We start from the raw sequence: 12,474 nt of genomic DNA, 5'->3' as shown, positions 1-12,474 counted from the left end.
CGTGCGGATTTCAGCTTCATGCGAGGGCTCCGACGCCCTGGGCGAGGAAGTAGCAGCCAATTCCCGCGATGCCGGCGCCCAGTCCCTGAATGATGCGCTCGCCGGCGGGCCAGCGCGTCAACGTACCGATCGCGATGCCGCACAGGTGCAGGAGGCCGGTGGCGGTGACGAAGCCGACGCCGTAGGCCAGCGCATTCGCCGCGCGTGGAAGCTCGGCTCCGTGCGCATGACCGTGAAAGACCGCGAAGATCGCAACGACGACGGCGGCCGCGGGAAAGGGCAGGCGTAGTCGGGCCGCAACGGCGACCCCCAGGATCACGGCCGAGACGGCAATCATCACCTCCGGCATCGGAAGCGGAACATGCAGCACGCCCAGAACCCCGCCGACCGCCATGACAAGCGGGAATGTGATCGGCAGGATCCAGATTGCGGGGGCGCCAAGTTGCGCGCCCCAGATCCCGACGGCCACCATTGCGATCAGATGATCGATGCCCGTGATCGGATGGAGCAGGCCGCTGACGAGGCCGCCCGCCACGCCGGCCTGCTCGTGCGCGAGAGCCGGTTGCGTCAGTGCGAACGAAAAGATCGCGGTCGTGAGGGCTCGGGGGACGCGTAAAGACATTGTGTGCGACTCTCGCTTAGATCGCGGCGAACACGCGCGCCAGACGGCCGATGAACCAGAACATCGACACCGACCCGATGAGATAGGCCGGAAGGGCCTCGCCCCAGCGCGGCACGACGGCATCAAGCCGTCGGTGCGCCCAGATCAATGCGAGCACGAGCAGCACGAAGGCAAGCTGTCCAATCTCCACGCCGACGTTGAAGAACAGCAGCGCTGCGGGAAGGAGCCGGCGTTCGAGCCCAAGTCCCGCCAAGGCGCTTGCGAAGCCGATGCCGTGGACCAGGCCGAAGGTGAACGCCACGATCCAGGGATAGCGGGCGGTGAGTCCGATCTCGCCGCGCTGCTGCTTGACGATTTCCACCCCGATGAACGCAATGCTCAATGCGATGCAGGCGTTGAGCGGGCGTTCCGGCACGCCGATCAGGCCGAAAGCTGCCGCGGCAAGCGAGGCGCTGTGTCCGATCGTGAAGGCCGTGATCGTCTTCACCAGACGCCAGCCGCCGCCGACAATCCAGATCAGGCCGAGCACGAACAGCAGGTGATCGGCGCCGAGCAGAATGTGATCGATTCCGTAGTTCACATACGTCTTGGCCAGTTCGATCCACGCCTCGAGCGTCGGGGCGCCGGTGCCAAGGACGGAGACGACGGGATTGGCCGTCGAGATCGTGTAGCTGCGCGGCTCGCCCTCGATCGGGATCAGCTTGATCAGGACGATCGACATATTGGAGCCGAGATTGGAGATGGTGATCGGACCGACCAGCCCCTTCTGGCCGCAGTTCATCTCGGGCAGGCGGAGAAAGCAGTGGGACGGCATCCGCAGATCGACTCGCGATGCGCCGATCGATGGCTCGATGCTCCAGCGGCCGACGAACGCGCCGGGACGGACCTCGCGGAATTCCAGCACGCCCATCGCCGCTTCATGCGCACTGAGCGCCGAAGGCCGGATGAGCGCAGCAAGGGCCAGGGTCAGGGCCAGCAGCGCCAATCGCAGATAGTGGATCGCCCTCACGGCTCGTACCGCACTTGGTACGACGCCTTGAGCCGCTCGACCGCTTCCCAGGCCAATCTGCGGGTCTCCTCCGTATGCCAGATCCGGGCGGCCTCATCCCGAACCTTGTCGAGATTGGCAAGATTCCCCGGCCGCCGGGAATCCAGCCGAGCGACATGCCAGCCTTCCCTGGATTGCAGCAGCCTCCATTCCCCCTCTGGCATCGTCAGCAGTCGATCACGGAAATCTTCGCCGAAGGATGCCGCGAGACTCGGGATCGGCCGGGCGAGGATGGCGCGCGTGAGATGCTGTAGCTCCTCGGATTCGCGCTGCTGTGCGATGTCCTCGAGCTGGCGCTGTGCCGTGGACTGGTCCGTCGGCGGGGTGATGTAGAACGACACGCGCTCCGGCTCGTCGAAGCGGACGTGGTTCTCTGCAAACCACGCTTGCAGCTGCTCATCCGAGGGGCGCGGGACGCGGATCTGGTCGAAGATCAGCAATTGCATCTTGTAGGCGATCCGATCGCGGATCGTCTCGTCGCCGCGGTCCACGCCAAGCGTCTTGCCTTCGCGGTAGAGGATCTCGCTCGCGACCCAGCTGTCGATCATCTTCTGGAGTTGGTCGCTGGAAGGGGCGCGTTCCTTGTCCTCGTCGAAATTGTCGATGAAGGACTGGCGCATCACCTTGGTCACCGTGATGATCTTTTCGTCCTTGGCAGGTGGATGCAGCAAGGCATCGATGCCGAAGATGGTCGCTCCGAGCAAGGTGAAGTGCAGCAAAGGTTCGCGCACGAGTCGCACAAGTGCAGAGGTAAAAGAGCGCGAGGGCGCCGTTCCTCCCTGGGCAACATCGGCGTTCGGGTTCAAACCTTCGGCGTGCGATATCGGAAAGGACTGCACTTCAACTGGTGTCGCTGGCACTGACATGCGGTTGTCACAAACTCTCGTAGCACGCGTCTTTGCGCTTTATGCGGCCGCGCATTTCATCTGTCATCTTCAATCGCTCATGCGACGAGGAAAAATGCAATGGGCAAACGCAGGAGACAAGATGCCGCACATGCAGTGCGCACCTGCGTCGGGCCGAACACAAATCTTTCACGAAGCTGTATCGGAACTTTGGTCACTATCGCGACGTGCAGGGAGCCGCTCACGCGGTTGGGCCAATCGGGTTTCAAGTCCCCGCACCTCTGCCGAATTTTCTCGATATGTGAACTGAACGAGGGGCGATAGATGTTTCCATCTGGCAAGACGATCCTGTTGACCGCCGCATCGGCATCCTTGGCGCTGACTCAGAGCGCTGCAGCCGAGGAGTTCGATCGCGGCGAGCGCCGCGGCAACCCCTATGTTGCCGGTGACATGCACAACCACAACACTTGCACGGATGGTTCGGTTGCCGCTGGCTACACGATCGACCGCGCGGTCGGGCGGGGCACCGCGTCCGCAGGTGGCAACAACTTCGATTTGGACTGGTTCACGCTCGGCAACCACGGCGGCTCCGGCAACCGCGACTGCCGCTTCAGCGACACCAGCGCCAATCTTCCGGGACAAACCACGACGACCTGGAGCCAGACGCTCGGCCAGACCATCGACGGGATCACGATCAGCAGCCTGAAGGGCACCCCGAACGGTACCGGCACCGGCGCGCAGATGTGGCGCTGGCAGTCGATCCGCGAGATCGAGTATCCGACCATCGTCGACCGCTCGGCGAAGTACGAAAAGGTGCTGATCGAGGGTCTCGAGTGGATCGCGCCTGGCCATGAACACGTCGACGTCGCCGTCATCACGGGGCAGCACCCGCGGAACCGGAAGGGGACCGGCAACGCCGACAAGATGGCGGAATTCGAGTATCGCTTCGACCGCGCAGATACTGATGCGATCGGCCCCGTCATCGACGCCGGCGGCAATCAGCTCTGGCCGGGCAAGGACAACGTCCACAACACGGGCACGGCAGGCCACCAGAAAGCGCTCACGGGCATCAAGTGGTTGCAGACGAACTATCCGCTGCAGTCCTACGTGATCCCGACTCACACCGAACGCCAGGGGCCGTTCAGTGCGACCGCCAACAAGGGCTACAACATCGAGCACTTCCGCGACTTCAACAACGCGGGCCCGACGGTTGCGTTCGGTATCGAATCGCCCGGTCACTTCGCCGAAGGCGGAGCCAGTGGCGGCTCCGGCTCATACACCGCCGCCGCAGTCGGCGGCGGCACCTACGGCATGAGCGGCATTTACACCGCAAAAGTCGGCGGCCTGTGGGACGGGCTGCTTGCCGAAGGCCGTAATTCCTTCATCTTCGTAAGTTCCGACTGGCACAGCCGCGGTGCGGGCGGCGCGCGTGACTCCTTCACCACGGCCGATTTCATTCCCGGCGAGTACACCAAGCTGTATGTTCCGAATGCCGGACGGTTCTCGTCGCAGCACGTCATCGACGGCATGCGTTCGGGCAACTCGTACTCGGTCAACGCGGACCTGATCGGCCCGGATATGGTGTTCCGCGCCAAGGCGCGCGGCGACGACTGGAAGACCATGGGCGAGACGCTGGCCGTGAGGCCCGGCGAAAAGATCACGGTCGAGATGGAACTGACCGTTCCGAACGAGAACAACAGCCCCTACAGCTTCAACAATCCGCTGCTGTTGCCGGTGGGGATCAAGCAGCCGCTCAACAAGCCGACGCTCGACCACGTCGATCTGATCACTGGCCAGATCACGGGCGTCGTTGCGCCTGACGCGCCCAACTATGCGGTGGCGAATGCCGCGGGCACGGCCGGCGCGGCGATCGTGTACAATCCGTCGGCAATCATTGCCCGGCAGATCCCCGCAACGCAGATGAAGCGTGAGCATAGGGGAGACCGTGACGGCGTGCGGCTGCGGTTCACGACGACGTTCACCGCAGGCACCAAGCCGTTCTACATCCGCGCGCGCGGAACGAACATTCCGAATGGCACTCCGAACGTCTCCGATACCGCTGGAAATCCGCTGCTCGATGCCAACAACGCGCAGGTCACCTGTACCGATCCGGCGTGCCCGACGCATCTGGAAACGGTGAATGGCGTCAAGAAGGTGACCCACGATGTTCAGGCCTACTCGAACGTCTGGTTCCACGCCAACCCGATCTTCGTGAGGCTGGAAGGCTCGCCGAAGCTCCTGGTCGAGACCAACGCCGAATTGGCACGGCGACTTGGGCAGCGGGCTGACAACGACCACGATCATCACGATCACGACGATCATCATCACGACCACCACTGACGTGATGTGAGGCCATCCGGCGGGACGCATCGTGCGATGTGTCCCGCCGTAATTGTCTGGAAACGATTGATCCCGCCAGCACACCCTCGATGTATCTGTTTCGAATCACCGTTTGCGCATTGGGCCTCTTCGCCGGTCTCGGCTGCGGTGTGGCCGCACCTGGTGCCGCCGCGGACGAACCCACGCGGGAAGAGTGCAACGCTGCGGTCGCGGAGGCGCGCGCATTGGCTGCGAGTTTGCCGCCGGACCATCTCTCCCGCTACTTTGCCGAGCGGCACCTCCACCAGGCCATGGCTGAAGCCGGCAACGGCGAATTCGACGAATGCCTGGAAATGGCCGCGCGTGCTTCTGACGAGGTGCGCGAACGGCGCCATGAGCTGCGGCCGGGTGAGAAACTGAAAGTGCTGCGGCCCGACGAGTAGCAGGATCTGGGAGTTTTGGAGATCCTGCACGGTGTCATCGCAGTGTCATCCTTGCCCGCGCATTGTCTGCCCGCGTTTCAAGAACAGGTAGACGTTGCGACATGGATCAGATCGAGCCACTTTTCCCGATTCCCCTGCTGCGCTCGCCCGGGCTGCTTCCGCCCTCGCTGAACGAAGCCGCTGTGGCCGCGATCCGGAGCACTCGGATTGAAACCAATCTGCGCTCGGGCCAGCTATTCCACACCGAGGTTGCCGATCCCCGCGAGAACGAGCTGTTCCGTCAGATCGCCGAGCTTGCCGTCCCGAAGCTGGTCGATTTCGGCGTCCTTCTGTTCGGCGAAGAGCTGCGCTGGACCGTCAAGGAGATGTGGACCAACATGCTCGAGACCGGCGGGAATCAGACGCTGCATTCCCATGCCAACAGTTTCGTCTCGGGCATCATTTATCTGACGCCCTCGCATCCAGCCTGCAAGACAGTGTTCGTGCGGCCGCCCGGCGGCTCCGACTTCTCCTTCCGGCACCACACGCGAAGCGCCGCCATTGGTCCCTTCAACGCGGGCAAGTACGTCCTGCCGGAAGCCGAGCCCGGCGATCTCGTGCTGTTTCCGAGCTACCTCTACCACGAGGTGCCGAGGAATCAGGGCGGGCAGAGAATTACGATCGCCTTCAACGCCATTCCCGATCATCTCGATTGCTGGGGCTATCGCATCAACTTCGCGCCCTGAGTGCGGCGAGCCGATTGCTCTTCATCACTCGCCAAACTCGCGCAGCAGAAGCTCCCGCGCCTCCCTGCGCGATGGTGCAGCCTGGTCGATCTGGCGCAGCAGGCGCGCGGCCGCCGCGCGATCGGAGCCGATCAGGGATTTCGCCATGCCGATCAGCGGTCCGTAGGCTGGATCGAATTCGGAACTCAGGCGAAGCGCGTCGATCAGGCCCGGTGAAGCCGCTTCGATCAAGGCGGCACCGCGCGGATCGCCCGGCAGAGACGCGCCGGCTTCCAGAAAGCGGTTGCGCGCGGCCCAATAGGCGTCGAGGCGCGCACCCAACGCCTCGCGCTCGGATGCGCCAGCCAGCAGTTCATTCGAATCCGGTCGGATGTCTTTCGTGACGGTCAGCAGAAGCGACCAGGGTGCTGCCCTGAGTGCGCGGACGTTTCGCCGCGCATCAAAGGTCACAAACGGATAATCATCCGTATTGCGCGGTCCTTGACCTGCGAATGCGGAAAGGCTGCGCGGACCTCCGAGGTATTGGCCGAGCAAATCGATCGGTGCCTCGAACCCCAGCGGCCGTATGACTCGCGCGGTCGCGGGATCGTGCAGCCGGGCAGCGAGCGCATCGGTATCGAGATGGCCGCCATCCCGGGTTCCGATAAGTGCGAGCATCGGTGTGCGGACACTGTAGTGATTGAGCCAGGCCGAGCCGTCGGGATAGACCTCGAGAAAGCCGCGGACGATGGCGCGCAAGGAAGGCAGGTCGAGCTGGTACAGCGGCAGCCATTGGCAGAAGATCCCTCCGGCCGCCAGGCGGCGTTTCACGGCCGTGAAATGCTCCACCGTATAGAGCGCGCCGCTGCCATCGAGCGCGGGATGAAACAGGTCGGCGATGATAACGTCGTGCTGGCCCGTATCCGCAGCGACGTAACGGCGGGCGTCCGCGACGGTCACGCGCGGCGCAGAAGCCGGAGGTGGATTGACGAACCAGGGCAGCAGCTCCACCACTTCCCGGGAGAGCTCGACGCCGCGCACGCTGACTCCAGGCATCTGCGCGCCGCCGACCATGGTGGCGCCGGTGCCGATACCGAGAAACAAGGCCCGATGCGGAGCCTCGTGAAGCAACAGCGGCAACATCGCCTGCCGGTAGTCGGAGCGCGTTGAACTCGTTCCGCCCATGCGGAAGTGCCCGTTGACCTCGAGGTAGCGCGTGCCTGCGGCGTCGTCGACGACGCTCGCCGTCGCCATCGGCCCTTCACGGACCGCAAGCAGCGCTCCGCCTGGCGGTGCGCGCGTCAACGATGGCGCGGGATCGAGCCACAGGATGAGCGCGGAGAGCGCCGGTGCAGCGGACCACAGCAGTGCCGATCGGCCCGCCGGCAGCAGCAGCAGATAGCCGAGCGCAACGGCAAGCAGCGCCGTCCAGGCGCCAAAGGCCGGAATCAGGACTTGCGCTGCGACCAGCGGCGCGATGCAGGCGCCGAGACTGTTGATGCCGACCGCCGTACCGACCGAGCCGCGCTGATCGCTGACCCGTTGCGCTAGCAGGCCGAACAGTGCGCCCATTGCGGTCGCGGGTACCAGGAACAGTGCGATCGCCACCGCCAGTTCGCCGAATACATCCGCGAAGGCTGTGGTCTCGACCAGGCGGCCGGCATAGGGCGCAAGTGCCGCGGTCGCGATGCAGGCGAGCGCCGTCGCAGCAAGCAGGCCGCGGAGATTTTCATCCTGCGCATCTCGCCCGGTCCGCTGCCAGAGCAGGCTCCCCGCTGCGGTGCCGAGCAGATATGCAGCCAGCAGGCCGGCGAACGTGTAGACAGTATCCTCCATCACCTGCGCGGCGAGCCGGACCACCAGGACCTCGAACGTGATTCCGAGGAGGCCGGTGGCAAACAAGGTGATCGTGAGCCGCAAGACTTGGATTCGTTGCGGTCGCTGGTCCCCGGCATCGGCTTTGTCCGCCGCAAATCCGAACGCAAGCGCGGCCAGGGCGCAGAACGTGTTGACACCGGCGAGGCTGATCAGCGTTCCCGAAAATCCCAGCGCGGGGATTAGAAGGAATGTGGAGGCGAGCGTGCCAGCCAGAGCCCCGGCCGTATTCGCCCCATACACGCCTGCCGTGACGCGCGCTTCGCCGCGCGCTTGGCGCATCATCCGTTCCAGGGCGGCCAGGGTTCCGCCCATGGCCATCGTTGCCGGCAGCAGCACGAGGGTCGGCAGCGCCAGGCTGCCGGCCCAAAGCAGGGCAGGAGCAGGTTCGGTGCCGAGCAGAGGTGACAAGGCCCGACCGGCCGCGGGCAGAAGCCAGACGCTGATCAGGCCCCAGACGGCAATGATGGCTTCCAGGACCGCATAGACCCGCCATGGCGATTTCGAGCGGCGGATCGGCCGATCAAGCGCGAACGCACCAAGAGCCAGGCCGCCGAAAAATCCGGCAATGACACCCAGCACCGCCATCATCTCGGTGCCCAGCGCAAGGCTCAACTGGCGCGTCCACACGATCTCGTAGCCGAGGCCCGCAAAGCCCGATGCTGTCACGATCGGGACCAGCGCCCAACGGTAGCTTGCAGCCTGACGGGCGGGCGCCGATGCGGCTTCGTCCTGCACCGCGGGCGTGAACCGGTCTGCCGAAGCGATCGCGGTGCTGTCCGGCTCAGATTGCATTCCCCTCACTCCTGTCTCGAACGCGACCAGCCGTTCCGGTTGGGCTGGGCGCGTTCTCGGCAGACAGAAGCATCCGCTTCATGTCAGATTTTTTCAGGATTTGTGACGGTTGATCGGTGCCAGTTGCTTGCACGCCGGTCGGCGTGGCCCCTGACGCCGCAGGCCCGGTGCGATCAGAATCTCGCCGCCACCGTCAGCCGCACCGCCAGCGGCTCGGCCGCATGGACGTGGCGATCTGCGACGCCTTCGATGGGCTCTCCCGGCAGGCGCGACAGATAATAATATTCGATCTGGTCGGTCTGCGCGTTGAAGAGGTTGAGCACGTCGAGTTGCACCCGCAGGCCGTTGTCGAATCGGTAGCCGGCGCGCGCATTGAAGATCAGGGACGACCGCGAACGCACGCTGTCGTCCTCGATCAGGGGACGCGGACCAAAATAGCGTGCCTTCAGCGCGCCGAACCAGCCGGCGTCGCCGCCGAGTGTGATCGCAGTGCTGGCCACCCACGCCGGTGCGCCGGGAATGCGTGCACCGGCGGGGTCGAAATCGGTGAAGCGCGCGTGGGTCTGGGTCACGTCGAGATCGACCGTCATCCACGGCAACGGCTTGTACTGGTTCGTCCATTCAATGCCGACGCGGCGGCTCGGCCGGCTCGGCTCCGTCGTGCCGGCGTCCCCGACGAACAACAGCTCCGAGTCGAAGTCGAGCACGAAGACTGCCAGCGAGCTGGTGAGACCGTCGATCACCCTGGTGCGAATGCCGAGTTCGGCGCCGCGCGAGCGCACGAGCAGCGGCACGCGGTCGAGCGGGGTCACCTTGTCGTTGGGATCGACGGTGATGGTCGCACCGCGGATGTCGTTGCTGTGCAGGCCGTAGCCGGCATTGCCGTAAAACTCGGTCTTGTACCAGGGCCCGAGCACGAGACCGGCCTTCGGGCTGGCCATCGAGGCCTGCGCGTTGCCCGAATTCTGCGGCGTATCGCTGAAGACATGCCCGGCGAAGAAATCCTCGCGGATACCGACCGTGGTGCGCAGCCAGTCGGTCCAGCGCGTGGTCGTATCGGTCCAGAGGCTGACATTGCCCTCCTGCACGCGGTCGTCGCGCACGGTCGAGAGCCATGAACGCTGCTCCGTCTTGAACAGGCCGACATGGATATCGTCGTAGCGGCTCTGCACGCCAATACGAGTTTGCGCCTCGACGCCGGCAAAGCGCCAATCGAAAGTGTGCCGGGCATCGACGCCGCCGAGAGTACGACTGTCGAGCTGGCTGAACTGGTCGCCATTGACGGGGTTGTCGAGAAAGTAGGTGAAGTCGTTGAAGAGCCGCAGGTCCGAGCGTACGACATAGGCGCTGACATTGGTCTGTCCGTAGTCGCCCGACTGCGCCCAATTGCTGGACAGGCTGAATCGGTTGGTCGTGCCGCCATCGGTCGGATCGAGCGTGCCGAGGCGATTGATCAGGCCCTGGTCGATCGCGCGTTGGGCGACCTGGTCGGTCGAATTCCAGCCATTGGAGTAGGCCATCGCCGTCAGCGTCAGGCCGTCGGTCGCGGTGCCCTGGCTGTAGCGCAGGACGCCGTTCAGCTTGCGGACATCGTCCGGCACGTCCCACGGGCCGTCATATTTGGCCGCCTCGACCGCCGCCAGCAGCGTGCCGTCGCCAACACGGCTCGATCCCGCCGCCACTGCGCGGCGATAGCCGAAGCTGCCGAAGGTGGTCTCCGCGATGTTGTGCGGCAGCTTGTTGACGTAGTCGATCGCCACGGCGCCGGCGGAGGCGAAGTCGCCCTGGTCGGCGAAATACGGTCCCTTGCGGACATTGACCGACTGGATCAGCTCAGGGATCAGGAAATTGATGTCGGCGTAGCCTTGCCCATGCCCGTGCGTCGGCATGTTGACGGGCATGCCGTCGACGCTGATTGCGAGATCGGTACCGTGATCGAGATTGAAGCCGCGCAGAAAGTACTGGTTGGCTTTGCCTTCGCCGGAGTGCTGCGTGACGATCAGCCCTGGCACCACTTCCAGCGCCTCGCCGGGCCGCGAGAACGGAATCGCGTTTACCTCGCGGCCGCTGATGCGAACGGCGCTCGCGGCGGTGGGCTGCAAGGCGGGCGGGCCGACAGGTGCCGCACCGCTCGTACCGCCACCTTCGGTCGGGTTGTCCGTGCGAGCGGTAGTCAGGTTGCGCGAATTCCCGTTTTTCGGCGGACGTTTGCGTTTCGGATGCTGTTCGTCTGGTGCCGCAACGGTGACCGGCGGAAGCTCGGCGGGCGCGCCCGTACTGCGCTCATGGGCTACGGCCGGAAGCGCGCACAGGGCGGACGATGCGGCGGCGGAAAACATCCGCAACAAGACCTCACGCACCACCGCGTCTCCGCACCACCAACCTGTCCAGCAAGGCCACACTATAGCAGGTGAGTATGACGATGTGGCAACAATATCATACTGGCACCTGACGGCGATCGCGGGTCGCAGAGTGCCGGGATCGCAACAGGCCGTGGAAACATCAAGGAGGTGATCGTCGCTTCGCACAGGTGTCACATCGGCAACCGATAAGCTTGCTCGCCTAGGCGACCGCTGCCTGACAAGCCCAGCTTGGCTTGAATAGGCGGGCCCGCCGGCTTTCCTCGACTGAGATTCTTGCGCGTTGCTGTCAACTGGCCGATGACGAGGGACATGAGAGGGCCGTATAAGGCGACGCGGCGGATATCAGTACGGCTCGCACTCGTGCTGGCGCCTTTGCTCGGTGTTTCCGCCTCGACTTCGGCGCTGCCGGCGGACTTTTCGGATGTCGACGCACCAGGCTTCACGGAGCCCGCGGCCGGCCGCCCGTTCTGGGAGCCTCTCGCGACGTCGATATCGGCAGACGATCCTGCGGTGCCATCGCGGTCTCCCGTCAAGCGGCAGGCGATGCGCGGCAATCCGCTCTGGGCAGTTCCGCTCGCAGTGCTGTCGGATACGAACGAACGGCCGATCTTCTCGGCCTCGCGGCGGCGGCCGCCACCACCCGTGGTTTCGATGGATGCCTCGAAAGCGCCGCCAATGCCGCCGAGCCCGCTGCCGGCCGAGCTGCGGCTTGTGCTGGTCGGAACCGTCGTCGGCAGCGATCAGAGCGTCGGGATTTTCGTCGACCAGACGACCAAGGCCACGCTGCGCCTGAAGCTCGACGGAGATTATCAGGGCTGGCGACTTCGCTCGGTGCATCGCCGCGAGGTGACGATGGCGCGCGGTGAGCTGACCGAGACGCTGACACTCCCGCAAGCAGCCGAGGCCGCGCCCGCATCACGGCCCGCGGTTGCAGAAAGTGCGGTGAGCCGAGGCAGCTCGCACACGCCTCAGTATGACTGAGTGAGCCAATCCCATTGATGTTGCCATCGAGGATCGGACGCACAGCAGGCGCAAGCTGCGAGAATCGGGTCCCCGGAACGACTTCCAATACTGGCGCGCGTTGAGGGATCGCTGAAGGTAACGAAGACCAAGCAGGATACTGATAGTCTTGGTCGGCCGGCAGGACTCGAACCTGCACCCAGACCGTTATGAGCGGTGGGACTCGTCGCCGCCGTTAAGTTTCCTGCCCTTTTCGTCGAATTCGACCACGTTCGCCGCGCTTCGTGCGGATTGTCATTGGTGCGAAACTGGTGCGGATCGTCTGTAGTCGAATCTTGGACTAGGGCCTTGCGTTCTGTTGGTGATAACGTGAGAACGCAACTCAGACCCGTGACCGACGGCAAGCGACCTCCATACGGCATCGTGCCGGCTGATCGCCGCGGCCTGCCAAGGTTGCACGCATATGGGAAGTAAGCAAAAGCGGTTCATGGCAAGCCAGG

The 12,474-nt window shown here is 64.5% G+C and carries 9 protein-coding genes and 1 tRNA gene; 4 read left to right on the top strand and 6 right to left on the bottom strand.

Translation table 11 applies throughout. The features are described 5' to 3' along the window. Window positions 1–16: 16 nt before the first annotated feature. From ABID59_RS27700 to ABID59_RS27690, 3 genes are read right to left on the bottom strand one after another with little or no spacing between them, the layout of a single operon-like run. The gene (locus ABID59_RS27700; protein ID WP_354085493.1) at window positions 17–622 is read right to left on the bottom strand and encodes a HupE/UreJ family protein; all 606 of its coding nucleotides are present in this window, start codon (window positions 620–622) and stop codon (window positions 17–19) included. A 16-nt stretch (window positions 623–638) separates the two neighbouring features. After that, window positions 639–1,631: a HupE/UreJ family protein gene (locus tag ABID59_RS27695; protein ID WP_354085492.1), complete on the bottom strand. Its 993-nt coding sequence runs from the start codon at window positions 1,629–1,631 to the stop codon at window positions 639–641. Then, on the bottom strand, window positions 1,628–2,476 hold the full coding sequence (locus tag ABID59_RS27690; protein ID WP_354085491.1) for a peptidylprolyl isomerase: 849 nt from the start codon (window positions 2,474–2,476) through the stop codon (window positions 1,628–1,630). The genes ABID59_RS27695 and ABID59_RS27690 overlap by 4 nt, the downstream gene beginning before the upstream one ends. Before the next feature lie 363 nt (window positions 2,477–2,839). Between ABID59_RS27690 and ABID59_RS27685 the strand changes: the two genes are divergently transcribed. From ABID59_RS27685 to ABID59_RS27675, 3 genes are all read left to right on the top strand, one after another. After that, a complete protein-coding gene (locus tag ABID59_RS27685; protein ID WP_354085490.1) occupies window positions 2,840–4,855 on the top strand; it encodes a hypothetical protein in 2,016 nt (671 codons plus the stop codon). Between the two features lie 89 nt (window positions 4,856–4,944). Then, window positions 4,945–5,277: a hypothetical protein gene (locus tag ABID59_RS27680; protein ID WP_354085489.1), complete on the top strand. Its 333-nt coding sequence runs from the start codon at window positions 4,945–4,947 to the stop codon at window positions 5,275–5,277. A 101-nt stretch (window positions 5,278–5,378) separates the two neighbouring features. Continuing rightward, window positions 5,379–6,002, top strand: coding sequence for a putative 2OG-Fe(II) oxygenase (locus ABID59_RS27675; protein WP_354085488.1), 624 nt, complete (start codon window positions 5,379–5,381; stop codon window positions 6,000–6,002). Between the two features lie 24 nt (window positions 6,003–6,026). Here the strand turns inward: ABID59_RS27675 and ABID59_RS27670 are convergent, their stop codons facing one another. Together ABID59_RS27670 and ABID59_RS27665 are read right to left on the bottom strand one after the other, a co-directional pair. Then, the gene (locus tag ABID59_RS27670) at window positions 6,027–8,651 is read right to left on the bottom strand and encodes a spermidine synthase (protein WP_354085487.1); all 2,625 of its coding nucleotides are present in this window, start codon (window positions 8,649–8,651) and stop codon (window positions 6,027–6,029) included. Between the two features lie 173 nt (window positions 8,652–8,824). Then, window positions 8,825–10,990: a TonB-dependent receptor gene (locus ABID59_RS27665; RefSeq protein ID WP_354085553.1), complete on the bottom strand. Its 2,166-nt coding sequence runs from the start codon at window positions 10,988–10,990 to the stop codon at window positions 8,825–8,827. Between the two features lie 333 nt (window positions 10,991–11,323). On the opposite strand from ABID59_RS27665, the gene ABID59_RS27660 reads away from it, so the two are divergent. Next, window positions 11,324–11,995, top strand: a complete 672-nt coding sequence (locus ABID59_RS27660) for a hypothetical protein (protein WP_354085486.1) — start codon at window positions 11,324–11,326, stop codon at window positions 11,993–11,995. A gap of 153 nt (window positions 11,996–12,148) precedes the next feature. Here ABID59_RS27660 and ABID59_RS27655 read toward each other — a convergent pair. Beyond that, window positions 12,149–12,224 (bottom strand) — tRNA-Met (locus ABID59_RS27655). Window positions 12,225–12,474: the final 250 nt, after the last annotated feature.

It is taken from the genome of Bradyrhizobium sp. S3.3.6 (assembly GCF_040546905.1).
Lineage (GTDB): Bacteria > Pseudomonadota > Alphaproteobacteria > Rhizobiales > Xanthobacteraceae > Bradyrhizobium > Bradyrhizobium cytisi.
The sequence above is the reverse complement of the archived record's forward strand: the minus strand, read 5'-3'. Positions and strand labels throughout refer to the sequence as shown.